Source organism: Streptomyces mayonensis, assembly GCF_018982965.1.
Lineage (GTDB): Bacteria > Actinomycetota > Actinomycetes > Streptomycetales > Streptomycetaceae > Streptomyces > Streptomyces mayonensis.
In genome coordinates this window covers 1-26,441 of sequence record NZ_JACBYP010000117.1, presented here as the reverse complement: position 1 = coordinate 26,441, position 26,441 = coordinate 1, and the positions used below count along the sequence as shown (strand labels likewise).

Genomic DNA, 26,441 nt, shown 5'->3' with positions numbered 1-26,441 from the left:
CCTGGGCGGCGCCGGCGGGGGCGGCTACGGCGGCGGCGGCGGCGGGGGGGGCCGCGGCGGCGGCCCCCCCGCCCCGCGGCCGGCCGCGCCGGCGCCCCCGCCGCCCGCCCCCGCCCCGGACACCGCGTCCTCCCCGCCGCGGTCCAGGCCTGCTCCGGCCGCCGCGCCCGCGCCCCGGCCCCAGGCGCCCGAGTCGCGCTCCGTCTCCATCGAGGACGACATCCCCGAGGACGACGACCCGGACCTCGACGAGTCGGCCCTCTCCGGCAGGGAACTGCTGGTCCGCGAGCTGGGCGCGACGGTCGTCGAGGAGATCGCCCACGAGTAGGGCCTGGGCGCGTGCGCGGGAGGGCGCGTGCGTGCGGTCCGGTCCGGGACGGGTTGGAGGAAAGTACGGGTGCGCCTGCCCCAGCCCTCCGGCGGCCCGCACAAAACGGTCCGGTCCGTTCCCATTAGGCTGACCCCGTGAAGGTCCTTGTCATCGGCGGCGGCGCCCGCGAACACGCCCTGTGCCGTTCCCTGTCCCTCGACCCCGACGTCACCGCGCTGCACTGCGCACCCGGCAACGCCGGTATCGCCGAGGTCGCCGAACTGCACCAGGTCGACGCCCTCGACGGCGCGGCCGTCACCGCCCTGGCCGGCCGGCTCGGTGCCGAGCTGGTCGTGGTCGGGCCGGAGGCGCCCCTCGTCGCCGGGGTCGCCGACGCCGTGCGCGAGGCGGGCATCCCGGTCTTCGGCCCCTCGGGGGAGGCCGCGCGGCTCGAGGGGTCCAAGGCCTTCGCCAAGGACGTCATGGCCGGCGCCGGGGTCCCCACGGCGCGTTCCTACGTCTGTACGACGGCCGACGAGGTCGCCGCGGCCCTGGACGCCTTCGGTGCCCCCTACGTCGTCAAGGACGACGGGCTGGCCGCGGGCAAGGGCGTCGTCGTCACCGAGGACATCGAGGTGGCCCGCGCGCACGCGGCGGCCTGTGAGCGGGTCGTCGTCGAGGAGTACCTGGACGGCCCCGAGGTCTCCCTCTTCGCCGTGACCGACGGCGAGACCGTCCGCCCGCTCCAGCCCGCCCAGGACTTCAAGCGCGCCCTCGACGGCGACCAGGGACCCAACACCGGCGGCATGGGCGCGTACTCGCCGCTGCCGTGGGCGGACCCCAAGCTGGTCGACGAGGTCGTGCAGCACGTGCTCCAGCCGACCGTCGACGAGATGCGCCGCCGCGGCACCCCGTTCTCCGGGCTGCTGTACGCCGGTCTCGCGATCACCTCGCGCGGAGTACGGGTGATCGAGTTCAACGCCCGTTTCGGCGACCCCGAGACCCAGGTCGTACTGGCCCGTCTGAAGACGCCGCTCGCCGGCCTGCTGATGGCCGCCGCCACCGGCAACCTCGCCGACCTGGAGCCCCTGCGCTGGAGCGAGGACGCCGCCGTCACGGTGGTCGTCGCCTCCCACAACTACCCCGGCACCCCGCGCACCGGCGACCCGGTCACCGGCCTCGAAGCGGTGGCCGCCGAGGACGCCCCGCACGCCTACGTCCTGCACGCCGGGACCCGCGCCGAGGGCGACGCCGTCCTCAGCGCCGGAGGCCGCGTCCTGTCCGTCACGGCCACCGGGGCCGACCTCACCGAGGCCCGCGACCGCGCCTACCGGGCCGTCGCCCGCATCGGGCTCGACGGCTCGCAGCACCGTACGGACATCGCCGCGAAGGCCGCCGCCGGCGCCTGATCCCGGCCCGCGGGACACGTCCGCGCACCGCACCGCGCAGGCCCCGGTTCCTGGGGCGCAAGATCCTCAGGAACCGGGGCCTGACCCTTGCTGTCTGTCGCCCACCTTTCCCCAAAGCCATTCCATCGAGTGACCGATGGGCCATACGGCTGACGGGCGTGAGGGCCCCAACTATGGTGCCGCGCAAGCATTCCGGCACTTGGCCCACCGGCATTGCGATGTCAGTGCCGGGTGCCACAGTGGGGGAGTGAGCAGAAGCAGCAGCGCAGCAGGACAGCCCGTGCGGACAGGACAGCGATGAAGGGGTGAGGTCCCGCCTTGACCGGTACCGGTGGAGAGGAGATGGGCGCGCGGGCCGCGCGCTCCCGGGCGCTGGCGGTGCTGCGTGTGCGCAGCCGCGCGCTGGCCGTCGCCCTGCTGCCCGCTGCCGCCGCCGTGATCCTCCTCGCGGGCGGCTCCACCGGGCATCTCACGGGCGGGCTGTGGGACGCCCTGCGCTGGGCCGTGTCCGGGCTCGCGCTCCTCGTGCTGGCGGCCGCCGCGGCCGTCGCCCTGGTCGTGGCCCGTGCCCGGCCCGCCGTGACGCCCACGGTCACGGTCGACGAGGAGTCCGCGCCGGACCTCTACGGCATGGTGCGCGACCTCGCCGACCGCCTCGACGTCCCCGCGCCTTCCGCGATAGCGCTCACCCCGGACTGCGACAGCTGGCTGGAGGACCGCACCCACCGGGCCCACGGCCGCCCGCCCCCCACGCCGGAGCCGGAGGAGGCGGCGCCTCCGGGCGGGCCCGCCCCGCGCCGCGGTCCCGCCGCACCCGTGCTGGTCATCGGCTCGCCCTTCCTGTGGTGGATGCGCGTCGGCGAGCTGCGCGCCGTCCTCGCCCCGGTCGTCGCCGGTACGGGACCCTCGGCGCACCCGGACATAGCAGCGGCCCGGCGCTTCATACGGGGCCTGGACGCCGCGGCGGCGGTGGCTGCGGCGGGCGACCGCAAGGGCCCGCTGTCCCGTGCGGTGCACGCGGGTCTCGGCCGGGTGGTGCGGCTCCTGCTGCGTGGCTGCCGCGTGCATGCGGCGGAGATGGAGCGCGGGGTCGCCTCGGCCGCCGCCGAGCGTGCACAGGCTGTGGACTACGGGGTGCGGATCGTCGCGCAGGAGCAGGTCGGACTGGCCTACGCCGGCTGGGACCGGCTGCTGACCCGGGTGGCGCTGCCCGCCTGGCGGATGGGCCGGTGGCCCGCGCGGCTGGACGTGGGCGTCGTGGCCGCCCTCACGGAGCTGTCCCGGCGGGACCGCCTGGCCGAGGGGTTCGCCTCACGCCTCGGCGAGCGTCCGGCCTGCGACCTGCTGGAGGAGCCCGGGGCGATGGACGAGGCGGTCTCCCTCCTCGCCGCGCGCCTCTTCCACGGCGGGCCCGGGGAGGCGAGCCCCGACTGGTCACCCGTGGCGTGGGACGAGTATCCGGAAGAGGTCGTCGACCGCACCTGGCGCACGGACGCCGCCCGTCTCCACCGCGTCCTGGACGGCCTGGGTGTCCGCCGCGCCGCCGAGCACACGGCACCGGGCACGGGCGGCCCGACCCTGGCCCGCGTCCTGGACCACCTCACGACCCCGGCCGCCCCGGCAGCCCCGGCCGACACACCGCCTCGGGACGCGGCCGCGCCCACCCAGGAAACCGCGGACGGCCCGCAAACCGCGGACGGCCCGGCAGCCGCGGCCGACCCGTTCGACCCGGCCGACCCGGCCGACCCGACTGACGCGTCCGGGCCTGCCCAGCTTGCCGACGCCTACGCCGCCCCCCTCGAAACCCACGTCACCCCTACCACCGACGCCACCCCCGCCACGCCCGTCACCGCGCCCACCGTCACCGCCACTGCCGCCCCTGCCCCGGCCGGCGACCCGGACGACGACGACCTCGCCGGTACCACGGCCCGCGGTGCCGCCCTGGCCGCCGGGCTCAGCGCGCAACTGGCCCGCGAGGAGGCGGCTGCGTCGCCCACGGCGGCCGGAGCACCCGGCGCGGTCCCTGCGGCGGCCGGACCGGCCGGCCCCGACCCCGCGCTGTGGGACGACCGGTCGCTGCCCCTCCTTCCCCTCCAGCCCCCGCGCACCGGCCGGGAGATCCTCACCGCTCACGTCACCGCGATGGTGTGCTGCGCGGCGATGGACACCGCGGGCGCGGTCCCCGGCCTCGACTGGCTCGACGGGCCGTCGCTGCTGTTCGACGGTGCCCGCGCCGCCGACCTGGCCCCCAGCGTGCTGACCCTGGTCGAGACCGGCGACCCGGGCCCGCTGCGCACCTGGATGAGCGAACTGGGCATACGCCCCGAGAAGCCGGTACGCCTGGTCTGAGCCCTGAGCCCTGAGCCCTGAGCCCTGAGCCCTGAGCCCTGAGCCCTGAGCCCTGAGCCCTGAGCCCTGAGCCCCCTGACGTCTTCGGTGAGACGAACCGGACTCCTCGGTTCCTCTTTCGGTCACTTCGCAACGAACAGTGACAGCACGCGTGCGAGATGTGATGTGCTGGGGACCGAATCGCGCACATGGCAAAGGCGTTCGTCATAGGCACGACCACGGGGGCACGAGGGAGGGGACTGTCCCATGGGGCCCGAGCAGATCCGCCGCTGGGAGTCGGGAGCACTCGCGCACGCCGTGACGGACCCCTTCGGACTGGGGCCCGTACCGTGGCTGCGCGGCGGTGAGACGTACTGGGGCGACAACGGCCAGGTCGTCCCCTGGTATGCGGAACAGGACGCCGCCCTCCCGGGAGCGGACCGGGACGACCCCGGCCCGAGGCGCCGCGACCAACACACCCGTACGGGCACCGGAACCGGCGGCGGTCCACGCGCCGCCGACGACGTGCGACGCCAGATCAAGGGCTTCACCGCGACCGGCGCCGCCGCCCCCGGCGAGGCCATCGACTTCCACGTCACCGTCGACCCGCCGCAGCAGTTCAGCGTCGACGTCTACCGCATCGGCCACTACGGGGGCGACGGCGCCGCCAAGATCACCACCAGCCCCCGCCTGTCCGGCATCGTGCAGCCCGCGCCGCTCACCGCCGACCGCACCGTCTCCTGCCACCACTGGTGGCTGTCGTGGCGGCTCCAGATCCCCTCGTACTGGAACATCGGCGCGTACGTCGCCGTCCTCACGACCGCTGACGGCTACCGCTCCCACGTGCCCTTCACCGTCCGCGACAACCACCCCGCCGACCTGCTCCTGCTCCTGCCGGACGTCACCTGGCAGGCGTACAACCTCTACCCGGAGGACGGCCGTACCGGCGCCAGCCTCTACCACGCCTGGGACGAGGAGGGCCGGCTCCTCGGCGAGGCGGACGCCGCGACCACCGTCTCCTTCGACCGCCCCTACGCCGGTGCGGGCCTCCCCCTCCACGTCGGCCACGCCTACGACTTCATCCGCTTCGCGGAGCGCTACGGATACGACCTCGCCTACGCCGACGCCCGCGACCTGCACTCCGGCCGGATCGACCCGACCCGCTACCGGGGCCTGGTCTTCCCCGGCCACGACGAGTACTGGTCCGCGGCCATGCGCCGCACCACCGAACTCGCCCGCGAGCAGGGCACGTCCCTGGTCTTCCTCTCCGCCAACACCATGTACTGGCAGGTGGAACTCGCCCCCTCGCCCTCCGGCGTCCCCGACCGCCTGCTGACCTGCCGCAAACGCAAGGGACCCGGCCGGCCCGCGCTGTGGCGGGAGATCGACCGCCCCGAGCAACTGCTGCTCGGCATCCAGTACGCCGGCCGCGTCCCCGAACCGCAGCCCATGATCGTCCGCAACGCCGACCACTGGCTCTGGGAGGCCACCGGGGCCCGCGAGGGCGACGAGATCGAGGACCTGGTGGCGGGCGAGGCCGACCGCTACTTCCCGCGCACCGCGCTCCCCGACCACGACGAACGGGTCCTGCTCGCCCACTCCCCCTACACCGACGTCGACGGCGCCCGGCGCCACCAGGAGACCTCGCTGTACCGGACGCCGTCGGGCGCCTGGGTCTTCGCGTCCGGCACGTTCGCCTGGTCCCCGGCCCTCGACCGCCCCGGCCACGTCGACCCGCGTGTCCAGCGCGCCACCGCCAACCTCCTGGACCGCATCTGCAAACGTGACTGACCTCCGTAGGAGCATCCCGCCGTCCCCGTCCGCCACGACGTACGGGACAATCGAGGCGTTGGACAGAACCACGGGGAGGAACCGTGTCCGGATTCGTTGAAAAGCCCGAACCGATCCAGGTTCCGGGCCTGGTGCACCTGCACACCGGCAAGGTGCGCGAGCTGTACCGGAACGAGGCGGGCGACCTCGTGATGGTCGCCAGCGACCGCATCTCCGCCTACGACTGGGTGCTGCCGACCGAGATCCCCGACAAGGGCCGGGTCCTCACCCAGCTCTCCCTGTGGTGGTTCGAGCAGCTCGCCGACCTGGCCCCGAACCACGTCCTGAGCACCGAGCTGCCCCCCGGCGCCCCCGCCGACTGGCAGGGCCGCGCCCTGGTCTGCAAGTCGCTGCGGATGATCCCCGTCGAGTGCGTGGCCCGCGGCTACCTCACCGGCTCGGGCCTGGCGGAGTACAACGACACCCGCACGGTCTGCGGCCTGGCCCTCCCCGAGGGCCTCGTCGACGGCTCCGAGCTGCCCGCGCCGATCTTCACCCCGGCCACCAAGGCCGAGGTGGGCGAGCACGACGAGAACGTCTCCTACGAGGAGGTCGCCCGCCAGGTCGGCGCGGAGACCGCGGCCGCCCTGCGCCAGGCCACCCTCGCCGTCTACTCCCGGGCCCGGGACATCGCCCGCGAGCGCGGCATCGTCCTCGCCGACACCAAGTTCGAGTTCGGCTTCGACGGGGACGGCCTGGTCCTCGCCGACGAGGTCCTCACCCCGGACTCCTCCCGCTTCTGGCCGGCCGGCCAGTGGCAGCCGGGCCGCGCGCAGCCGTCGTACGACAAGCAGTTCGTGCGGGACTGGCTGACCTCGGCCGAGTCCGGCTGGGACCGCCGGAGCGAGCAGCCCCCGCCGCCGCTGCCGCAGCAGGTCGTGGACGCCACCCGCGCCAAGTACGTGGAGGCCTACGAGCTCCTGACCGGCCAGAGCTGGTCGTAACGGCGGACGGCCGGACACGAGGACGCCCCCGGTTCCAGCCGGACACGAAGAAGCCCCCGGCCGGAGCCGGGGGCTTCTCGCACGGAGCGAACGACGAGGTTCGAACTCGCGACCTCAACCTTGGCAAGGTTGCGCTCTACCAACTGAGCTACGTTCGCACTGCGCGGCAGGCGGAGCGTGGACCGGAGTCGTGGACTCGCCGTGGCGCGACAGCCACTATACCCAACCCCGCTCCCGTGCGAGCCGCACCGCCGCGTGCCGGTTCTCCGCCCCGAGCTTGGTCGCGGCCGACGACAGGTAGTTCCGCACCGTCCCCTCGGCGAGCGCGGCGCGCTCGGCGATCTCCGCGACCGGCGCCCCGTCGGCCGCGTGCTCCAGCACCTCGGCCTCCCGCGCGGTCAGCGGCGAGTCCCCGGCGGAGATCGCGTCGGCGGCCAACTCGGGGTCGACGTACCGGTTTCCGGCGTGCACCGTGCGGATCAGCTCGGCGAGCCGCTGGGCGCTGGTGGTCTTGGGGACGAAGCCCCGCACCCCGGCGGCGAGGGCGCGCTTCAGGTGTCCGGGGCGTCCGTGGCTGGTCACGATCAGCACCTTGCAGGCGGGCAGTTCGGCCCGCAGCGTTGTGGCGACCCTCACACCGTCGGCGCCGGGCATCTGGAGGTCGAGGACGGCGACGTCGGGCGCGTGCGCCCGCGCCATCGCCATCGCCTCCGGGCCGGTGGCCGCCTCGGCGACCACGACGAGGTCCTCCTCGAGGGAGAGCAGCGCCGCCAGCGCCCCGCGGATGAGGTGCTCGTCGTCGGCGAGCAGTACCCGCACCGCCTCCGTCACGACGCCACCCCCCGCGGAGCCGAGGCCGAGGCCGAGGCAGCGGCCCCGGCCCCGGGCCCGGCGGCCGGCAGCGGCACCTCGGCCGTCAGCCGGAACAGGCCCTTGCCCGCGGCCCCCGCCTCCAGGGTGCCGTCCACCGCGGAGAGCCGCTCCCGCAGCCCCGCGAGGCCGGAACCACCGGTCCCGGCGGGCACGTCCGCGCCGGCCGAGGGGTCCGGTCCCTGTGCGACCCCGTCGTTCTCCACCGTCAGCACTACTCGCCCTTCCGACATCAGTACCGTCACGGCGACCTTCTTCGCGTCCCCGTGCCGCAGGACGTTCGTGGTCGCCTCCCGCACCACCCAGCCGAGGGCCGACTGCACCTCGGCGGGCAGCCCCTCGGTCTCCCCGGTGACCTCCGCGACGATCCCGGCCGCCGAGAGCACCCCGCGGGCACCGGCCAGCTCGACCTCCAGGGCCGCCTCCCGGTAGCCGCGCACCACGTCCCGTACCTCGCGCTGCGACTCCTGCGCGATGCGCTGCACCTCGATCATCTGCTCCACCGCCTCGGACCGTCCGCGCCGGGCCAGCTGGACGGCCAGCTCGCTCTTGAGGGCGATCACCGCCAGGTTCCGTCCCATCACGTCGTGCAGGTCCCGGCCGAAGCGCAGCCGCTCCTCGGCGACGGCGAGCCGGGCCTCGGTCTCCTTGGCCTCGTGCAGCGCGTAGACCACGCTCAGCAGCCAGACCGAGAGCATCGCGGTGGAGGCGAAGAACCCTCCGAGCAGGAGCACGACACCGGCGAGGAGCACTCCGGCCAGCCACGGCATGCCTGCGGCGAACGCCACGACGCCCGCGCCCGCCGAGAAGCCGCAGATCAGCGTGGCGGCCCGCCTGCGGGGCACGCCGAGGGCCAGGGTGCCGAGGCCGAAGCCCTGGATGCCCACGAAGACACCGACGGCCGCGGCCCCGGCGCCGTCGCCTCCCGGGCCGTGCTCCGCGAGGCCGACCGCGAGGACCGCGAGGGCCGCGGTGACGGCACCGAGCAGCCACAGCCGCCGTACCGGCTGTGGTCGCCGGCCGGCGAGCCAGTCCACCGCCTGCGAGGCGGTCGCCATGCCCACCACGGCGTGCGCGGCGACCATCAGGAAGAGCACGGTGGCGAGCTGCGGGCCGGTCCGGCCGTAGGACGCCAGTCCGATGCCGGCGATCTCGCTCACGCCGAGGAAGTGGAAGGACCACCGGGTGTAGGTCTCCACCTTCTCCGCGCTGCTCTTCCGCCGCCACCATCCACCTGGCCTGCGCATCCGCCCGTCGCTTCCGCTCGCCCCGTACGTCAGTGCCGCGGTTCCCAACGGAACCGCCGCCGTACAGCAAACACCGCCAGGACGGTCCAGGCCACCGCCGTCGCCACGGCGCCCAGCGTCTCGGCCCCGGTCAGGTCGCCGGTCCAGCCGCCGCGGACCAGGGTGATGACCGGCGTCAGCGGCAGCAGCTCGCAGACGGAGGCCAGCCGGTCGGGCAGCAGCTCCAGCGGAAGCACCGTGCCGGAGCCGAACATCGTCACGAACATGAACGGCAGCGGTGTGACCTGCGCGCTCTCACCGGTGCGCGTGAAGCTCGCGGTGACGGCGGCGAGCGCGGTGCACAGCACCAGGCCGAGCAGCAGCCCGAGAATGGACAGGTGGACGGCGGACGGCGCCCCCAGGTCGAGGAGGGCCGCGCAGCCCACGGCGAGCAGTACGGACTGCACGAGCCCGCTGAGGACAGCCGGCATCGCGGCTCCGGCGAGGATCTCCCCGTCGCGCAGCTCGCCGGTGCGCAGCCGTTTGAGGACGAGTTCCTCGCGCCGGACGACGAAGACGCCGACGAGCGCCGAGTAGACGGCGAACAGCAGGGAGAAGCCGATCGCGGCGGGCAGGATCAGGGTGCCGACGGTCAGCCCGGCCCCGGCGAGGTCCATCTGCTCGGACGCGGACCGCAGACTGAACGGCAGCACCAGCGGCACGAACAGCGCGGCGAAGAGGGTGCCCTTGTTCCGTCCGAGCAGGGTCATCTCGGCGCGGGCGAGGGCGGTCATGCGCGACATCGGCGTGCTCGCCGGGCCGCGCGCGGTGGACGGGGCGGAAGCCCGGGTGGTCGTGGCGCTCATGCCGCGTACTCCTTCTTCGTGCGGGATGCCGTGCCGTCGGCGGGCGGGCCGGCCGGCGACGCGGAGACCTCCTTGGCGATGCTCAGGAACGCCTCTTCCAGGGAGGCCGAGCGGACGTCCAGGCGGCGCAGCTCCACCCCCGCCTGCCCGGCCCACACCAGCAGCCCGGTGGCCGCGCGCTGCAGCTCGCGGGTGCGCAGCCGCACGGTCCGGTCGTGGACCTCGTGACCGTCCACGCCCAGGGAGGCGAGCGGCGGCAGGTCGCCCACGAAGTAGCCCGCGGGCAGTTCGAAGGAGATGTGGGACGGCTGCGCGGCGGTCACCTCGGCCGGGGTGCCGGTCACGGCGATCCGGCCCTCGTGCATGATCGCGAGCCGGTCGGCGAGGTTCTCGGCCTCCTCCAGGTAGTGCGTCGTCAGCAGTACGGTCGTACCGCCGTCGCGCAGCGCGCTCACCAACTCCCAGGTGTCCCGGCGGCCTTCGGCGTCGAGACCGGTGCTGGGCTCGTCGAGGAAGAGCACCTCCGGGTCGCCGAGCAGCGCGAGCGCCAGGTCCAGGCGGCGCCGCTGGCCGCCGGACAGCTGCTTGACGCGGGTGCCGAGCTTCGACTCCAGGCCGACCAGGGCCAGGACCTCGGCCGGTGGCCGGGCGCCGCTCACGCACCCCGCCCACATCCGGGCCGTCTCGGCGACGGTCAGCTCGGAGGGGAAGCCGCCCTCCTGGAGCATGACCCCGGTGCGGGGGCGTACGGCGGCGCGTTCGGTGTACGGGTCGTGCCCGAGGACGCGCACCCGGCCGCCGGCCGGAGCGGCGAGCCCTTCGAGGAGCTCCACCGTCGACGTCTTGCCGGCTCCGTTCGTGCCCAGCAGCGCGAAGACCTCGCCGCGGCGCACGGAGAAGTCGATTCCGCGTACGGCCTCGAACCCGCCCCCGTACACACGCCGCAGGTCGGTGACCTCAATCACGTGTTCGTGTCCGTCTGTTCCCATGCCTCAAGCATTCCGGCGCACGGGGAGGTCGGACAGTGCGGCCCGTCACCGGCCTCGCATGACAAATGTCAGGCCCCGGAGCGGGTCCCGGACCCGGGCGGACCCGGGCGGGTCCGGACGCACGAAAAGACCCCGATCCTGGAGGACCGGGGTCTGATTCCCGAGCGGACGACGAGGCTCGAACTCGCGACCTCAACCTTGGCAAGGTTGCGCTCTACCAACTGAGCTACGTCCGCATTGCTTCCGACCGCCCGCCTGAACAAGCACGGCCACCGATCGGTGCGAGCACCAGCCTACCTGATCCAGAAGGAGGTTCGGTACGGCGATGCAGAGCGGGTGACAGGAATTGCACACTGCGCCTTCCCCCTGGAAGGGGGATGTTCTACTACTGAACTACACCCGCGTGTTCCGTGAGCTGGGCCTTTCGGCCTTGCCCCTCGGCGTGCTCCAGACTTTAGCTGATCACCCGGGGTGCAGCGCAAGTCGGTTGCGGCGAGGGGCGGCTGAGCGGCCGTCGGTCGCGCGGTGCGGCCGCGCTGCCGCGGTCGCACCGCTCACCGGAGGCGCTTCGCCGGAGCCCCGCGGCTCAGCGGGCCGCGGCGAACGCCTCGTACACCCGCTTCGGGATCCGGCCGCGCGCCGGTACGTCCATCTTGTTCGCCTGCGCCCAGGCGCGGACCGCGGCCGGGTCGGGGGCGACCTCCGTCTGCCGGTACGCCTTGCCGGAGCGCGACCGCTTGCGGCCGGCCGACACGTACGGCTCCAGGGCCGCGCGCAGTTTGTGGGCATTGGCTTCGTTCAGGTCGATCTCGTACGTCCGGCCGTCGACCCCGAAGGCGACCGTCTCCGCCGCTTCCGAGCCGTCGATGTCGTCAAAGAGAGTGACCACGACACGCTGCGCCACGAATATCGGTCCCTTCGTGCGGCATCTCCGCGATGACGGGCCCGAACGTGCCGAGTCCGCCGCGAAGATGCCGACTGTTCGCCTGTAATTGGGCAAAGTATCGGCTAATGACATTTCATTTGTACCGTGCTTGGCATTGCAATGGGAAGCCCGACTTAATCTCCCCGCGTGTCCGTTGCGCAATAGGACTCGGAGGTCGATCCGGGATCTTTCCCGAAGCTTTTCGTGGCCGCCCCGCTCCGATGCCGAATCGTGACTGGGGTCACGTAGTTTCCTCCAAGGCTACGCGCGTAGAAATTTTGTACGGGTAGTCTGAAGGAACCTGCTCAGCACCACACACCGGGAGTGCCAGTGGCACGCGTCGTAGTCGACGTCATGCTCAAGCCGGAGATCCTCGACCCCCAGGGCCAGGCGGTGCAGCGCGCACTGCCGCGACTGGGTTTCGAAGGGATCTCGGACGTCCGCCAGGGAAAGCGATTCGAACTGGAAGTGGACGGGCCGGTCGACGAGGCCGCCCTCGCCCGCATCCATGATCTTGCGGAATCCTTCCTCGCCAACACCGTGATCGAGGACTTCACCGTCAAGGTCGAGTCCGAAGACGTAGTCGCGGGGGCCGCGAAGTGACCGCTCGTATTGGCGTCGTCACTTTCCCCGGCAGCCTCGACGACCGGGACACGCAGCGCGCGATCCGGGTCGCCGGCGCCGAACCCGTCGCCCTCTGGCACAAGGACAAGGACCTGGGGCAGGTCGACGCCGTCGTGCTGTGCGGCGGTTTCTCGTACGGCGATTATCTGCGGGCCGGCGCCATCGCACGCTTCTCGCCGGTGATGGACACCGTCATCGACCAGGCGAAGGCCGGTCTCCCGGTGCTCGGCATCTGCAACGGCTTCCAGATCCTGACCGAGGCCCACCTGCTGCCCGGCGGCATGCTGGGCAACGACCACCTGCACTTCATCTGCCGCGACCAGAAGCTGCGGGTGGAGAACGCGGACACCGCCTGGACCGGTGACTACACGGCAGGCCAGGAGATCCACATCCCGCTGAAGAACATGGACGGCCGCTACGTCGCCGACCGCCGCACGCTGGACGAGCTGGAGGCGGAGGGCCGGGTGGCCTTCCGCTACCTGGACCTGAACCCCAACGGCTCGCTCAACGACATCGCCGGCATCACCAACGCCGCCGGGAACGTCGTCGGCCTCATGCCGCACCCCGAGCACGCCGTCGAGCCGCTGATCGGTACGGGCCGCACCGACGGCCTCCCGTTCTTCACCTCGATCCTCAAGAAGCTGGTCAACGCATGAGCCGGATCCCGCTGGACACGGTCGAGCACGCGGCCGAGACCCCCGACACCGAGCTGCCCTGGGCCGAGCTGGGCCTGAAGAAGGACGAGTACGAGCGGGTCGTGGAGATCCTCGGCCGCCGCCCCACCGGCGCGGAGCTCGCCATGTACTCCGTCATGTGGTCCGAGCACTGCTCGTACAAGAGCAGCAAGGTGCACCTGCGCCAGTTCGGCGAGAAGGCCCCCGAGTCCGACGCGATGCTCGTCGGCATCGGCGAGAACGCCGGTGTCGTCGACGTCGGCCAGGGCTACGCGGTCACCTTCAAGGTCGAGTCGCACAACCACCCGTCCTACGTCGAGCCCTACCAGGGCGCGGCCACGGGCGTCGGCGGCATCGTCCGCGACATCATCGCGATGGGCGCGCGTCCCGTCGCCGTCGTGGACCCGCTCCGCTTCGGCGCCGCGGACCACCCCGACACCAAGCGCGTCCTGCCCGGCGTCGTCGCCGGCATCGGCGGCTACGGCAACTGCCTGGGCCTGCCCAACATCGGCGGCGAGGTCGTCTTCGACGCCTGCTACCAGGGAAACCCGCTGGTCAACGCCGGTGCCATCGGCGTCATGCGGCACGAGGACATCCACCTCGCGAAGGCGTCCGGCGCGGGCAACAAGGTCATCCTGTACGGCGCCCGCACCGGCGGCGACGGCATCGGCGGCGCGTCGATCCTGGCGAGTGAGACCTTCGACGATGCCAAGCCGTCGAAGCGTCCCGCGGTGCAGGTCGGCGACCCCTTCCAGGAGAAGCTGCTCATCGAGTGCACCCTGGAGGCGTTCGCCGAGAAGCTGGTCGTCGGCATCCAGGACCTGGGAGCGGCGGGCCTGTCCTGCGCGACCAGCGAACTGGCGTCGAACGGCTCCGGCGGCATGCGCGTCACCCTGGACGACGTACCGCTGCGCGACTCGACGCTCTCGCCCGAGGAAATCCTCATGAGCGAGTCGCAGGAACGCATGTGCGCGGTCGTCGAGCCGGACAAGGTCGACCGCTTCCTGGAGATCTGCGAGAAGTGGGACGTCATCGCCACCGTCATCGGCGAGGTGACCGACGGCGACCGGCTGGAGATCTACTGGCACGGCGGCAAGATCGTCGACGTCGACCCGCGCACGGTCGCGCACGAGGGCCCGGTCTACGAGCGCCCCTACGCCCGCCCGGACTGGCAGGACGCCCTCCAGGCCGACGACGCGAACAAGCTGCCCCGGCCGCAGACGTCCGACGAGCTGAAGGCCCAGGTCCTGAAGCTGGTCGGCTCGCCCAACCAGGCGTCCAAGCAGTGGATCACCCAGCAGTACGACCACTTCGTGCAGGGCAACACCGTCCTCGCCCAGCCCGAGGACTCCGGCATGATCCGCGTGGACGAGGAGTCCGGACTCGGCGTCGCCCTCGCCACCGACGGCAACGGCCGCTACGCCAAGCTCGACCCCTACACGGGCGCGCAGCTGGCGCTGGCGGAGGCGTACCGCAACGTGGCCACGACCGGCGCGAAGCCGCTGGCCGTGTCCGACTGCCTGAACTTCGGCTCGCCGGAGGACCCGGCGGTGATGTGGCAGTTCTCGGAGGCCGTGCGCGGCCTGGCCGACGGCTGCCTCCAGCTCGGCACCCCGGTGACCGGCGGCAACGTCTCGCTCTACAACCAGACGGGCGAGGCCGCCATTCACCCGACGCCGGTGGTCGCGGTCCTCGGCGTCATCGACGACGTGGCCCGGCGCACGCCGGTCGCCTTCCAGGAGGAGGGCCAGCTGCTGTACCTCCTCGGCGACACGGGTGAGGAGTTCGGCGGCTCGGCCTGGTCCCAGGTGGTCCACGACCACCTCGGCGGCCTGCCCCCGAAGGTCGACCTGGAGCGCGAGCGGCTGCTCGGCGAGATCCTGATCTCCGCCTCCCGCGACGGCATGATCGACTCCGCGCACGACCTGTCCGACGGCGGTCTGGTCCAGGCGGTCGTCGAGTCGGCGCTGCTGGGCGGCAAGGGCGCGCGTCTGGTCGTACCGGACGGGCTCGACGCCTTCACCTTCCTGTTCTCGGAGTCGGCGGGCCGCGCGGTCGTCGCCGTCCCGCGCTCGGAGGAGGTCCGCTTCAACGACATGTGCGGCGCCCGCGGCCTGCCCGTCACCCGCATCGGCGTGGTGGACGGCGACGCGGTCGAGGTCCAGGGCGAGTTCGCGCTGCCCCTGGCCGAGCTGCGCGAACTCCACGAGGGGACGATCCCGGGGCTGCTGGCGTAGTCGCCGCCGGTCCCCGAGAGTGCGAGGTCCCGTCCGGTTCGGGCGGGACCTCGTCGGCTCAGCGCACGTAGTTCTTGAGGATCTCCGTGTCGAGTTCGATGCCGACGGGGTCGGGGAGGACCAGCGTCTCACCGAACTTCGTGACGCGGGCGTTGCGGTAGCCGCCGACGTGCCGGTCCGGAGAGCTGTACACCGTGACGGTGCAGGAATCCCGGTCGATCAGGAGGTACAGGGGAATTCCTGCCTGCCCGTAGGCGGTCGGCTTCTCGTGTCGATCCCGCCGGTCCGTGTCCGAGTCGTACGAGGTGACCTCGACGACCACGAGCGCTCCGGCCGGGTCGGCCCACTCGCCGAACCCCGCGAAGTGGGCCTCGGGCGCGAGCACGGCGTCCGGCCGTGCCCTGCTCTGCCGGTACGCATCGACGCGCAGGCCCCGCCCGTAGTAGAGATCCAGGTCCGGCCGGGCCTGAATGCAGCGTTTGGCCAGCCAGGACACGATGGTGTCGTGATCCCCGTCGGTCACCTTCTTGACTCCGATCCGTCCGTCAATGAACTCCAACGTGACGGACTCGGGAGCGGTGGAAGCGATCGTTTCGAAGTCGTCCACCGACATCTGAGACGTGTGCTCGGCCATAACCGTCATGTTGCACCTCCTTCCAGGTGTCGACCAGTGTTTCCGGGGCTGCGGCCCTCCCGGCGGCCGTCTTCGGCGGCCGGGTACACGTACGGGTGACTCTTGTACGAGATTACGAAGGTACGTAATATCGTAGGAATGAAGCAGTTGGAACAGCGCGTGGCGGACCTCGAGCGGCGTCTCTCCGCACTGGAAGGCGCCTACCAGCCCGCCCCCGGTCCCAAGGAGGGCGACCTCTGGGCCCTGGAAGGCCTGAAGGAGCAGCTCGCCGAGCTGGGGGCGGAAGCCGGCGGCGTTCTGTTCACCGGCTCCGTGCGCCTGCCGGCCGGAGAGCGGTACGCCTGGCAGCACGGCGCGCTCACCGACGGTCTGCTGGACGCCGACTGGGCCGAGTCCGCCGAGGTGTTCGCCGCCCTCGGGCACCCCGTGCGGCTGCGGCTGCTCCGGGAGGTGCTGGGCGGCCGGCGCACCGCCGCGGAGCTGGCCGAGCTGGACGGGATGGGTACGACCGGGCAGATCTACCACCACCTGCGCCAGCTCACCGGTGCCGGCTGGCTGCACACCACCGGCCGGGGCCGCCACGAGGTGCCGGCGGCGCGGGTCGTGCCGCTGCTGGTGGCGCTGTCGACGGCCCGGAACTGACCGGCCGCACCGCGATCAGCCACGGTCAAAGGAAAACGACCAAGCAAAGGGAAACGACCAAGCAAAGGGAAACGACCAAGGGGGAACGATGTCCGCACGCAAGCTCGCCATGATCACCTTCCGGGGGCTGCAACTCATCTTCGTCGCCCTGGTCGTCGTCGGCGTCCTCGTCGACCCGTGGCTTCCGTGGTGGTGCATCTTCCTGCCGCTGGTCCTCGCCTACGTCCTGATCACCGTGGTCAACCGGTGGAACGGCGGCGCCCCGGACGCCCCCGGCAAAGCCCGCGAGCCCGTCGGGGTCGCCCCGCCCGTCACCGGCCGCTGGTCCGCGCTGAACAGCCCGGCCGACCGCACCCCGAGCCACGGCCTCCACACCTACGGCCAGACCTTCGCCATCGACCTCGTCGCCGAACCCGAGCCCGGCGCACGCCCGCGCTTCCGCGCCCTGTGGCCGCTCGCCCGGCACGTCCGCGACTTCCCGGCGTTCGGCGCCCCGCTCCTCGCGGTGGCCGACGGCACGGTCGTACGCGTCGACGACGGCCAGCGCGACCACCTGAGCCGCACCTCGCTGCCCGCGCTGCTGTACCTGATGACCGTCGAGGGCTCGGAACGGGAGATGACCGGCGTCCGCCGCATCGTCGGCAACCACCTCGTCGTCGACCTCGGTGACGGCACGCACGCCCTCTACGCCCATGTCCGGCGCGGCTCCTTCGCGGTCCGGGAGGGCGACCGGGTCCGCGCCGGGCAGCCGGTCGCCCGGTGCGGCAACTCCGGCAACTCCACCGAGCCGCACGTCCACTTCCAGCTCATGGACGGCCCCGACCCGGACACCGCGCGGGGCGTCCCCTTCACCTGGACCGGCATCGGCGTACCGCGCAACGGCGAGGTCTTCGAGGTGGCGGAGGGGGCGCTGGAGACGGAAGAGGCGGAACAGGCGGAAGATACGGACGGGACAGAGGGGGCAGAGGGGATAGAGGGGGCAGATGGGCCGGAAGGGGCAGAGGAGGCGGAGGAGGCGCAGGCCGGGCTTGGCCTCAAGCGTGGTTGAGTCCCTGGGCCGCCAGCCGAACGCGTCGGGCGGGCAGGGCGCTCCTCGGGCACCCCTTAGGCTCACCGGCATGCCGCCCGCCAGAAAGCGCGCCCGCGCCTACGACCCCGCCCGCACCCGAGCCGCCGTGCTCGCCCAGTTCGGGAACGTCCGGGCGGCCGTACGGACCCTCACGCCCGAGCAGCTCGCGCTGCCCACCCGGCTCGGGGACTGGACGGTGCGGGAGCTGGTCGCGCACGTCGGGTGCGCGCTGGACGCCGTCGGCCGGCTGCTGGCGGAGCCCGAGCCCGCGCGGCAGGACGGGCGGCTGCTCGACTGGCCGTCCGCCGTCGCCGCCGACGCGGACGCCATCGCCGGCACCGCCCGCCGGACGGCCGCCGCCCACCCCGACCCCGACGCGTACCTCGCCGAGGCCGAGCGGCGCTTCACCGGCCACCTCGACGCCCAGCCCGGCAGCAGGCTGCTGCCCACCGCCGCGGGGGCGCTGCCGCTGGCCGACTACGTCGTCACCCGTACCGTCGAGCTGGTCGTGCACAGCGACGACCTCACCGCCGCCGTGCCCGGCCTCGACGTCCCGTACGACCGGCAGGCGCTGGCCGCCGCCACCCGGCTGCTCGCCGACGCGCTCGCCGTGCGGGCGCCCGGCGGTTCCACGGAGGTGCGGATCCCGCCGTACGCCGTGGTGCAGTGCGTCGAGGGTCCCCGGCACACCCGCGGCACCCCGCCCAACGTCGTCGAGACCGACCCGCTGACCTGGATCCGGCTGGCCACCGGGCGGCTGACCTGGGCGGACGCGCTGGCCGGGGCGAAGGTGAGCGCGAGCGGGGAGCGGGCCGACCTCGGGGATCTGCTGCCACTTCCGGGCTGAGGGGAACCGGATCTTCCCCGGCTCCGTCGAATGGGCATGTACAGGCAGAAGCAGCAGCGCAGCAAGACACTGACCGTGGCGGCCGTCGCCGCGCTCGTCCCGCTCGCCGCGGCCTGCGGCAGCGAGAAGGCGAACGACTCCGGCGGCGCCTCCGTGGGCACGGGAGGACAGCGCATCACCGGCGTCCAGTGGAGCATCGACAGCGTCACCGTCGACGGCACCACCCACAAGGCACCGGACGCGGCGCAGGTCCGGATCGACGACGCGGGCGAGGCGGCGGGGAGTACCGGCTGCAACAGTTTCAGCGCCCGCGCCGACGTCGACGGCGAACGCGTCCGGCTCAGCGACGCCATGTTCACCGAGAAGGCCTGCGACAAGACGCCCGCCGACTTCGAGAAGTCCCTCGGCCGCACCCTGACCACCGGGTCGCTCACCGCCGGCGACGAGGGCGGCCGCCTGACCCTCACCACCGCCGAGGGCGACACCGTCCGGCTCAGCAAGTCCGAGGACGCGTCCCTGTACGGGACGAAGTGGGCCGTGGACGTCCCCGGGCAGGAGGGGCAGAAGGGGCATAAGGGGCAGGGTAGCCAGAGCGTGCAGAAGGGTGAGCAGGGGCGGGCGCAGCTCGTGTTCGACCAGGACGCACGGACTGTCTCCGGCCGCCTCCCCTGCAACCGGGTCAACGCCAGTGCCACCGTCAGCGACGGCCGTATCACCCTCGGCGCTCCGTCCACGACCCGAATGATGTGCGAAGGCTCACTCATGGACGCCGAGAAGCGCCTGCTCGGCCTCTTCGACGGCAAGGTCGACTACCGGATCGATCATGAAACTCTCACGCTGACCAGCGAAAACGGCACCACGGTCCGGGCCGTCGCCGAAAAGTGACCCGCGCGTGGGTTCCGGTCCTCTCGCTCGTCCCCACATTCGGAACCGTGGTCGACCTCGCCTACACTCGGTGTCGTGCCACGTGGTGACGGTCGACTCAATCACGATCTGCTTCCCGGCGAGAAGGGCCCCCAGGACGCCTGCGGCGTCTTCGGTGTCTGGGCTCCGGGCGAAGAGGTCGCAAAGCTCTCCTACTTCGGGCTCTACGCCCTCCAGCATCGGGGCCAGGAATCCGCGGGAATCGCGGTCAGCAACGGCTCCCAGATCCTCGTCTTCAAGGACATGGGCCTGGTGTCCCAGGTCTTCGACGAGACCTCGCTCGGTTCGCTCCAGGGTCACATCGCGGTCGGTCACGCCCGCTACTCGACCACCGGTGCCTCCGTGTGGGAGAACGCCCAGCCGACGTTCCGTGCCACCGCGCAGGGTTCCATCGCGCTCGGGCACAACGGCAACCTCGTCAACACCGCCCAGCTCGCCGAGCTGGTCGCCGACCTGCCCAAGCAGGACGGCCGCTCCACGCGGGTCGCGGCGACCAACGACACCGACCTGGTCACCGCGCTGCTCGCGGGCCAGGTGGACGACGACGGCAAGCCGCTGACCGTCGAGGAGGCGGCCCCCAGGGTGCTGCCCCAGGTGCGCGGCGCCTTCTCCCTCGTCTTCATGGACGAGCACACCCTCTACGCCGCCCGTGACCCGCAGGGCATCCGCCCGCTGGTCCTGGGGCGGCTGGAGCGCGGCTGGGTGGTCGCCTCCGAGTCCGCCGCGCTCGACATCTGCGGCGCCAGCTTCGTCCGGGAGATCGAGCCGGGCGAGTTCGTCGCCATCGACGAGAACGGCCTCCGCACTTCACGATTCGCGGAAGCAAAGCCCAAGGGCTGTGTCTTCGAATACGTGTACCTGGCCCGCCCGGACACCGACATCGCCGGCCGCAACGTCTACCTCTCCCGCGTCGAGATGGGCCGCAGGCTGGCGAAGGAGGCCCCCGCGGAGGCCGATCTCGTCATAGCGACCCCGGAGTCCGGCACGCCCGCCGCGATCGGGTACGCCGAGGCATCCGGCATCCCCTTCGGCAACGGACTGGTGAAGAACGCCTACGTCGGGCGTACCTTCATCCAGCCCTCGCAGACCATCCGCCAGCTCGGCATCCGTCTGAAGCTGAACCCGCTCAAGGAAGTCATCAAGGGCAAGCGGCTGGTCGTCGTCGACGACTCCATCGTCCGCGGCAACACCCAGCGGGCCCTGGTCCGCATGCTCCGCGAGGCCGGTGCCGCCGAGGTCCACGTCCGGATCTCGTCCCCGCCCGTGAAGTGGCCGTGCTTCTTCGGTATCGACTTCGCCACCCGCGCCGAGCTCATCGCCAACGGCATGAGCGTCGACGAGATCGGCACCTCGATGGGCGCCGACTCCCTGGCGTACATCTCCATCGACGGCATGATCGAGGCGACCACCATCGCCAAGCCCAACCTGTGCCGCGCCTGCTTCGACGGCGAGTACCCGATGGAGCTCCCCGACCCCGAGCTGCTCGGCAAGCAGCTCCTGGAGACCGAGCTGGCCGCCGGGCCCGCCGGTACGGCCGCCGCCGACGCCATCCGTCGCCCGTAGCCGTAGCCGTAGCCCGTCCGCCTCTCCGGCCTCCCCGCCGTACGACACGAAGGTTCTCATCGTCATGCCTGACACAACTGGTGCCGGCGACGCAGCGGCGTCCTACAAGACAGCGGGCGTCGACATCGAGGCGGGCGACCGCGCCGTCGAACTGATGAAGGAGTGGGTGAAGAAGACCCGCCGCCCCGAGGTCCTCGGCGGCCTCGGCGGCTTCGCCGGCCTTTTCGACGCCTCCGCCCTCAAGAACTACGAGCGCCCGCTGCTCGCCTCCGCCACCGACGGCGTCGGCACCAAGGTCGACATCGCCCGCCGGCTCGGCGTCTACGACACCATCGGCCACGACCTGGTCGCGATGGTCATGGACGACATCGTGGTGTGCGGCGCCGAGCCGCTCTTCATGACCGACTACATCTGCGTCGGCAAGGTCCACCCCGAGCGCGTCGCCGCCGTCGTCAAGGGCATCGCCGAGGGCTGTGTGCTGGCCGGCTGCGCCCTGGTCGGCGGCGAGACGGCCGAGCACCCCGGCCTGCTGGGCCCGGACGACTTCGACGTCGCCGGCGCCGGCACGGGCGTCGTCGAGGCCGACCGGCTGCTCGGCCCGGACCGCATCCGCACGGGTGACACGGTGATCGCCATGGCGTCCTCGGGCCTTCACTCGAACGGCTACTCACTCGTCCGCCACGTCCTGCTGAACGAGGGCGGCCTGACGCTCGACTCCCACCTGGACGACGTCGGCCGCACCCTCGGCGAGGAGCTGCTGGAGCCCACCAAGATCTACTCCCTGGACTGCCTGGCCCTCACGGCCACCACCGAGGTCCACGCCTTCAGCCACGTCACCGGCGGCGGGCTCGCCGCCAACCTGGCCCGGGTGATCCCCGACGGTCTCCACGCGGTGGTCGACCGCTCCACCTGGACGCCGGGCGCGGTCTTCGACCTCGTCGGCCGGACCGGCCGGGTCGAGCGCCTGGAGCTGGAGAAGACCCTGAACATGGGCGTCGGCATGATCGCGATCCTGCCCGAGGAGTCGACGGACACGGCCCTGACGACCCTGGCCGACCGCGGCGTGGACGCCTGGGTGGCCGGCGAGATCACCGACCGCGGCGACCACGGAACGGGCGCGGCCCTGGTGGGCGACTACGCCGTCTGAGGCAGCGTGGACGCGTGGACGGCACGGATGATGCCGTGGACAGCACAGAACCCGGTCGGTGACATGCATCACCGACCGGGAAGGTGCCCAGTGCTAGGTCAAGCGCCGCGTCGCTGTTGCGGGGACTGGCCGTCCTCGTCCTCGTCGTCGTCCTCATAGAGGTCGGCGTACTTTGCGTACACGTCGTCGTCCTGCTCATCGTCCTCGAATTTCTCGCCGTTCGGCGGTTGTGAATTCGACGGCGATGCGCCCAGCTCCTCGGCCAGGCGGGAGAGATCAGTCCCACCGCTGTTGTACTTCAGCTGGCGGGCGACCTTCGTCTGCTTGGCCTTGGCCCGGCCGCGCCCCATGGCTCGACCCCCTCAACGACGGGGCTCGACGGCCCCAGAGTCTTGACACGCGTTCATGGTCCGGAACGGGCTCTCCGTGGAGAGACCGGTCCGTAGGGCTTCCACGGTACCTGAGCCCACGCCCATACGGTACGTCGCCCGCAGCACGTGGCCCTGCCCAGGACCCTCGAGGCGCCCCGTCCTCGCTGGTCAACGGCGATTTTAACCACCTTTCGACGGTCGACCCGCCGGATAAGTGAGAGTTCTCTCCAACCGGCCCACCCGACGGGTACCCGTCAAACCGGCAGCCGACGGGCGGTGGACCCGGCCGGGCCCACCCTCCCACCGGTCACCGGTCACCACTCCCCGGTCGACCCGCCCGGTCAGTGCCGGGCGCGCGCGTCCGCCATCCGCTGCTCGGCGATCCGGTCGGCCGCGGCGGCCGGCGGAATGCCGTCCTCCTTCGCACGTGCGAATATGGCCAGCGTGGTGTCGTAGATCTTCGCGGCCTTGCCCTTGCACCGCTCGAAGTCGAAGCCGCGCTGTTCGTCGGCGACCTGGATGACACCGCCCGCGTTCACCACGTAGTCGGGCGCGTAGAGGATCCCGCGGTCGGCGAGGTCCTTCTCGACGCCGGGGTGGGCGAGCTGGTTGTTGGCCGCGCCGCACACCACCCCGGCGGTCAGCACCGGCACGGTCTCGTCGTTCAGCGCGCCGCCGAGCGCGCACGGCGCGTAGATGTCCAGGTTCTCCACCCGGATCAGCGCGTCGGTGTCGGCGACGGCGACCACCGAGGGGTGCCGCTCGGTGATGTTCCGTACGACGTCCTTGCGCACGTCGGTGACGACGACGTGCGCGCCCTCGGCGAGCAGGTGGTCGACCAGGTGGCGGCCGACCTTGCCGACGCCGGCGACGCCGACGGTGCGGTCGCGCAGCGTCGGGTCGCCCCACAGGTGCTGGGCGGCGGCCCGCATGCCCTGGTAGACGCCGAAGGCGGTGAGCACCGAGGAGTCGCCCGCGCCGCCGTTCTCCGGGGAGCGTCCGGTCGTCCAGCGGCACTCGCGGGCCACGACGTCCATGTCGGCGACGTAGGTGCCGACGTCGCAGGCGGTGACGTACCGGCCGCCGAGCGAGGCGACGAACCGGCCGTAGGCGAGGAGCAGTTCCTCGCTCTTGATCTGCTCGGGATCGCCGATGATCACGGCCTTGCCGCCGCCGTGGTCCAGACCGGCCATGGCGTTCTTGTACGACATCCCGCGGGCGAGGTTCAGCGCGTCGGTGACGGCCTCCGCCTCGGTCGCGTACGGATAGAAGCGGGTGCCGCCGAGGGCGGGGCCCAGCGCGGTGGAATGGATGGCGATGACGGCCTTCAGACCGCTGGCGCGGTCCTGGCAGAGCACGACTTGCTCATGACCCCCCTGGTCCGAGTGGAACAGGGTGTGCAGTACATCAGCAGGTGCGCCGGTTACGTCGGTCACGGTGGTGACTCCTGTGTAGGTGCGGCGGGTGGAGACGGTCCCCGTGCGGGTGGCGGGGACTCTGGCACGAGATTAGGGCCTGGGGGTGCAGGTCCGCCGCACAGTGCCCAGGATCACCTCCGCAAGGAGTACGGGCGTGCGACGATTCGTAGAGGTTCCCGTGCGTTTGTGATCCGTTTCTGCAGGTTTTCGCAGCGGTGCGCGGGGGAGGGAGCAGGCGTGCCCAAGGTGTCCTCCGTGATCGTCCCCTACGCGGCGTACCTGCGTGTGTACGAGCCGCTGGCCGCCTTCCCCGACGCGGAACGCGCCCACTGGACCCGGTACGCCCGCCGCTCCGACCTGCCCTCGTACCAGGACGAGCTGCGCCGCTCCCTGGCCGACCTGCTGCCCACCCCGCCGGTGGCCGTCCGGGTGCACGAGAGCGCCGACGCCTTCGTGACCGAGGTCGACGGGGTGGTCTGTGTCTGCCCCTGGCGGACCCGGCTGCGCGGCTGGCAGGCACTGGGCGAGCTGACCGGCGACTTCCCGGAGCCCGTACTGGACGCGCTGATCCCGCCGGTCGTGCGCCGGCAGAGCACGCAGGACTACGAACGCTGGCTGGAAAACAATCCGGACGCCCGCCCTTGGATCCGCACGGCCACTTGGCAGGTGCCGATCAACTGGTTCGTGCTGGTCTCCGACGCCGAGCGGGAGTACGACGGGGGTGACGGCGAGGCGGCGGCCGCGCCCGTGCTGCGCTACCGCACCCCCATGGTGCAGGCCCGCCGGAGGGTGGCCAGGGGGCTGCGGGCGCTTCGGGAGGCCGTCGACGAAGGGCCGCTCATCGACGGCCTGGTGGACGTGGGGCGCTGGTTGGAGGAGTTTCACCCGCGCTCCCTGGTGGAGCTGGACTACGGCGGGCTCGTGCACGCCCTGCCCGCCGGTGAGTTGGCCGACGACCACTCCGCGGCGGACGTGGCCGAGGGGATCGAGGCACTGCGCCACGGTGATCCGGCCACGGCCGGGGCGGCGTACGGACGTCTCGTGGAGCGCTGGCGGGGGGTCCGCGACCGGCGGTCCGCGAACTGACGTTTGACGTACCGCTCGATGTGGGGTTTCGTCTTTCGCTCCGACATGTGTTCGGTGTGGGCTGATGTTCCCTCAACAAGGGACGTACGTCCCGATCCGGGCGTATGTGTCAAGCGTGACGGACTACACGTACATCACTCTTGCGCCGCTTCCCCTTCCTCGTGCCAAAATAGGACAAGGAGCCCGGGGAGGGCTCCTTCCGTCCTCTTGTGATGCACTGTGGGCGGAATCTTCGCATTGCACGCTTTGGGGGGTCTGATGGCAGGTCGAGTGACCCCTGATCGCTCTGTGACTGATCGTCACAGTGGAGTGACTGTCCGCTATGGCATGGTCCATCGGCTTCCGTCGCTGATGAACACCTGGGAGGGCAATTCCATCGGTTTGGCCGACGCGGCTGGACAGATGGTGTAGTTGTAGTGCCGAGGACAAGCCGTTCGTCCTATAACCGACTCGACTCGCGTCCGCCATTTCGGGCAACGCGGGTCAAGGTGCAGAATTTAGAGGAAAGAACCGAGAAGGTTCGGTTCTCCCGAGGAGGCCGCTCATGACCGCTCGCACCCCTGATGCCGAGCCGCTGCTGACCCCGGCTGAGGTCGCCACCATGTTCCGCGTCGACCCGAAGACGGTCACGCGCTGGGCGAAGGCCGGCAAGCTCACGTCGATCCGCACGCTCGGCGGGCATCGCCGCTACCGCGAAGCCGAGGTCCGCGCCCTGCTCGCGGGCATTCCGCAGCAGCGCAGCGAGGCCTGAACAACTGAATAACCGGGCAAAACGGCAGGTCCCCCATCTGCCGAGGCGCCTGGAACCACAGCTCCAAGCGACGCCGTTCCTGCCCCAACAGGGGTGCGTCGTTGATCGCGCTGGACTCCGCCGGGTCCAGCGCGATCTTTGTGTGTACGGCCCCTGTGCCCGGTGGTGGACTGTGGTGGACTGCCGGGCCGCCCTGTGAGCGGCCTTGTCGGAGTCTGGGGAGGGCTGTCGGATCGGCTGTGCGAGCACTGGGAGAAGCGGTGCAATTGCACATATTAAATTGACTGGTTGTAGGGGCGTGGTAAGTGCCACGGTTTCGGAAACTCATGCGGTGACACCCGTCACACCGCGTGGTGGTTGTTGACCCGGGCGCCGGTGCGCTAGAGGAGGCCCCGGCTCCAGGAGGTCTGCGCGGCACGGGCGTTGGGGTCCGGCAGACATCACACCGAGGCCGTGCTCCCGTTCTCGACGCCTTCTTGACGTTCCGTCGTGGACTGTGACCCCGGGGCGTCCAGCGCGAGCCGCAGCAGCCGGTGGCAGATCGGACAGTGCCGCGTCACATGACCGTAGGACGACGCGGCCGACAGATGTGCGCGGAGCAGGGCCCGCGTCTCGTGCCTGACCGATGCCGCCATACGCCACCTCCAGGGGCCTCACGGGGAAGGGGCCCTGTCTTTGGAGTACCGAGCGAATGTGACGCCGTCAAGGCCGCGAGAGGGCCACTGAGAGCCTTTGGGGGCCTCGGGGCGTAAGGGGC

24 protein-coding genes, 3 tRNA genes and 1 pseudogene are annotated in these 26,441 nt (G+C 71.9%); 16 read left to right on the top strand and 12 right to left on the bottom strand.

Annotation, left to right across the window (positions count from 1 at the left end):
• The 5 genes and pseudogenes from HZS56_RS31065 to HZS56_RS31045 form a co-directional block, all read left to right on the top strand.
• Window positions 1–328, top strand: a pseudogene (locus HZS56_RS31065) (DNA polymerase III subunit gamma/tau); the annotation flags it as partial.
• 137 nt (window positions 329–465) lie between these two features.
• Window positions 466–1,719, top strand: coding sequence for a phosphoribosylamine--glycine ligase (gene purD / locus HZS56_RS31060; protein ID WP_216724139.1), 1,254 nt, complete (start codon window positions 466–468; stop codon window positions 1,717–1,719).
• A 318-nt stretch (window positions 1,720–2,037) separates the two neighbouring features.
• Complete coding sequence (locus HZS56_RS31055; protein WP_216724138.1) at window positions 2,038–4,068, top strand: M48 family metalloprotease; 2,031 nt, start codon at window positions 2,038–2,040, stop codon at window positions 4,066–4,068.
• 246 nt (window positions 4,069–4,314) lie between these two features.
• On the top strand, window positions 4,315–5,838 hold the full coding sequence (locus tag HZS56_RS31050) for a N,N-dimethylformamidase beta subunit family domain-containing protein (RefSeq protein WP_216724137.1): 1,524 nt from the start codon (window positions 4,315–4,317) through the stop codon (window positions 5,836–5,838).
• An 83-nt stretch (window positions 5,839–5,921) separates the two neighbouring features.
• Window positions 5,922–6,821, top strand: coding sequence for a phosphoribosylaminoimidazolesuccinocarboxamide synthase (locus tag HZS56_RS31045; protein WP_216724136.1), 900 nt, complete (start codon window positions 5,922–5,924; stop codon window positions 6,819–6,821).
• 85 nt (window positions 6,822–6,906) lie between these two features.
• On the opposite strand, the gene HZS56_RS31040 is transcribed toward HZS56_RS31045, so the two are convergent.
• The 8 genes from HZS56_RS31040 to HZS56_RS31005 all read right to left on the bottom strand — a co-directional run bounded on the left by HZS56_RS31040 (window position 6,907) and on the right by HZS56_RS31005 (window position 11,676).
• Window positions 6,907–6,979: transfer RNA gene (locus HZS56_RS31040), tRNA-Gly, on the bottom strand.
• A gap of 58 nt (window positions 6,980–7,037) precedes the next feature.
• The gene (locus tag HZS56_RS31035) at window positions 7,038–7,640 is read right to left on the bottom strand and encodes a response regulator (protein WP_481061801.1); all 603 of its coding nucleotides are present in this window, start codon (window positions 7,638–7,640) and stop codon (window positions 7,038–7,040) included.
• Between the two features lie 8 nt (window positions 7,641–7,648).
• Window positions 7,649–8,938 (bottom strand): sensor histidine kinase, encoded by a 1,290-nt coding sequence (locus HZS56_RS31030; protein WP_216724134.1) that lies wholly within the window; start codon window positions 8,936–8,938, stop codon window positions 7,649–7,651.
• Between the two features lie 29 nt (window positions 8,939–8,967).
• Complete coding sequence (locus tag HZS56_RS31025) at window positions 8,968–9,783, bottom strand: ABC transporter permease (RefSeq protein ID WP_216724133.1); 816 nt, start codon at window positions 9,781–9,783, stop codon at window positions 8,968–8,970.
• Complete coding sequence (locus HZS56_RS31020) at window positions 9,780–10,772, bottom strand: ABC transporter ATP-binding protein (RefSeq protein ID WP_216724132.1); 993 nt, start codon at window positions 10,770–10,772, stop codon at window positions 9,780–9,782. Before HZS56_RS31020 ends, HZS56_RS31025 begins: the two co-directional genes overlap by 4 nt.
• Window positions 10,773–10,935: 163 nt before the next feature.
• Window positions 10,936–11,008 (bottom strand) — tRNA-Gly (locus HZS56_RS31015).
• A gap of 95 nt (window positions 11,009–11,103) precedes the next feature.
• Window positions 11,104–11,175 (bottom strand) — tRNA-Gly (locus HZS56_RS31010).
• A 183-nt stretch (window positions 11,176–11,358) separates the two neighbouring features.
• A complete protein-coding gene (locus HZS56_RS31005) occupies window positions 11,359–11,676 on the bottom strand; it encodes a histone-like nucleoid-structuring protein Lsr2 (RefSeq protein ID WP_037763479.1) in 318 nt (105 codons plus the stop codon).
• Window positions 11,677–12,027: 351 nt separating this feature from the next.
• Here HZS56_RS31005 and purS point away from each other — a divergent pair, with 351 nt between their 5' ends.
• Genes purS through purL form a run of 3 tightly spaced genes read left to right on the top strand, consistent with a single transcriptional unit; the run spans window position 12,028 to window position 15,232 of the window.
• Complete coding sequence (purS, locus tag HZS56_RS31000; RefSeq protein ID WP_031037010.1) at window positions 12,028–12,300, top strand: phosphoribosylformylglycinamidine synthase subunit PurS; 273 nt, start codon at window positions 12,028–12,030, stop codon at window positions 12,298–12,300.
• A complete protein-coding gene (gene purQ / locus HZS56_RS30995; RefSeq protein ID WP_216724131.1) occupies window positions 12,297–12,977 on the top strand; it encodes a phosphoribosylformylglycinamidine synthase subunit PurQ in 681 nt (226 codons plus the stop codon). Before purS ends, purQ begins: the two co-directional genes overlap by 4 nt.
• Complete coding sequence (gene purL / locus HZS56_RS30990; protein ID WP_216724130.1) at window positions 12,974–15,232, top strand: phosphoribosylformylglycinamidine synthase subunit PurL; 2,259 nt, start codon at window positions 12,974–12,976, stop codon at window positions 15,230–15,232. Before purQ ends, purL begins: the two co-directional genes overlap by 4 nt.
• A gap of 58 nt (window positions 15,233–15,290) precedes the next feature.
• Here purL and HZS56_RS30985 read toward each other — a convergent pair whose 3' ends face one another.
• On the bottom strand, window positions 15,291–15,875 hold the full coding sequence (locus HZS56_RS30985) for a Uma2 family endonuclease (RefSeq protein ID WP_216724129.1): 585 nt from the start codon (window positions 15,873–15,875) through the stop codon (window positions 15,291–15,293).
• Window positions 15,876–16,004: 129 nt separating this feature from the next.
• On the opposite strand from HZS56_RS30985, the gene HZS56_RS30980 reads away from it, so the two are divergent.
• From HZS56_RS30980 to purM, 6 genes are all read left to right on the top strand, one after another.
• A complete protein-coding gene (locus tag HZS56_RS30980) occupies window positions 16,005–16,508 on the top strand; it encodes an ArsR/SmtB family transcription factor (RefSeq protein ID WP_216724128.1) in 504 nt (167 codons plus the stop codon).
• Window positions 16,509–16,596: 88 nt separating this feature from the next.
• Complete coding sequence (locus HZS56_RS30975; protein WP_216724127.1) at window positions 16,597–17,556, top strand: M23 family metallopeptidase; 960 nt, start codon at window positions 16,597–16,599, stop codon at window positions 17,554–17,556.
• Window positions 17,557–17,626: 70 nt separating this feature from the next.
• Complete coding sequence (locus tag HZS56_RS30970; protein WP_216724126.1) at window positions 17,627–18,424, top strand: maleylpyruvate isomerase family mycothiol-dependent enzyme; 798 nt, start codon at window positions 17,627–17,629, stop codon at window positions 18,422–18,424.
• 36 nt (window positions 18,425–18,460) lie between these two features.
• The gene (locus HZS56_RS30965; RefSeq protein ID WP_216724125.1) at window positions 18,461–19,309 is read left to right on the top strand and encodes an META domain-containing protein; all 849 of its coding nucleotides are present in this window, start codon (window positions 18,461–18,463) and stop codon (window positions 19,307–19,309) included.
• Window positions 19,310–19,384: 75 nt separating this feature from the next.
• Window positions 19,385–20,911: an amidophosphoribosyltransferase gene (purF, locus tag HZS56_RS30960; protein ID WP_216724124.1), complete on the top strand. Its 1,527-nt coding sequence runs from the start codon at window positions 19,385–19,387 to the stop codon at window positions 20,909–20,911.
• A 64-nt stretch (window positions 20,912–20,975) separates the two neighbouring features.
• Window positions 20,976–22,058 carry a phosphoribosylformylglycinamidine cyclo-ligase gene (gene purM / locus HZS56_RS30955; RefSeq protein WP_216724123.1) on the top strand — a complete coding sequence of 361 codons (1,083 nt, stop codon included), beginning with the start codon at window positions 20,976–20,978 and terminating at the stop codon, window positions 22,056–22,058.
• A 98-nt stretch (window positions 22,059–22,156) separates the two neighbouring features.
• On the opposite strand, the gene HZS56_RS30950 is transcribed toward purM, so the two are convergent.
• Together HZS56_RS30950 and HZS56_RS30945 are read right to left on the bottom strand one after the other, a co-directional pair.
• Window positions 22,157–22,408, bottom strand: a complete 252-nt coding sequence (locus HZS56_RS30950) for a DUF3073 domain-containing protein (RefSeq protein WP_216724122.1) — start codon at window positions 22,406–22,408, stop codon at window positions 22,157–22,159.
• Between the two features lie 362 nt (window positions 22,409–22,770).
• Window positions 22,771–23,865, bottom strand: coding sequence for a Leu/Phe/Val dehydrogenase (locus HZS56_RS30945; protein ID WP_216724121.1), 1,095 nt, complete (start codon window positions 23,863–23,865; stop codon window positions 22,771–22,773).
• A 219-nt stretch (window positions 23,866–24,084) separates the two neighbouring features.
• Between HZS56_RS30945 and HZS56_RS30940 the strand changes: the two genes are divergently transcribed.
• Both HZS56_RS30940 and bldC read left to right on the top strand, forming a co-directional pair.
• Window positions 24,085–24,933, top strand: coding sequence for a DUF8083 family protein (locus HZS56_RS30940; protein ID WP_216724120.1), 849 nt, complete (start codon window positions 24,085–24,087; stop codon window positions 24,931–24,933).
• Between the two features lie 544 nt (window positions 24,934–25,477).
• Window positions 25,478–25,684, top strand: a complete 207-nt coding sequence (bldC, locus tag HZS56_RS30935) for a developmental transcriptional regulator BldC (RefSeq protein WP_003949541.1) — start codon at window positions 25,478–25,480, stop codon at window positions 25,682–25,684.
• A gap of 440 nt (window positions 25,685–26,124) precedes the next feature.
• Here bldC and HZS56_RS30930 read toward each other — a convergent pair whose 3' ends face one another.
• Window positions 26,125–26,319, bottom strand: coding sequence for a DUF6274 family protein (locus HZS56_RS30930; RefSeq protein ID WP_216724119.1), 195 nt, complete (start codon window positions 26,317–26,319; stop codon window positions 26,125–26,127).
• Window positions 26,320–26,441 lie beyond the last annotated feature (122 nt).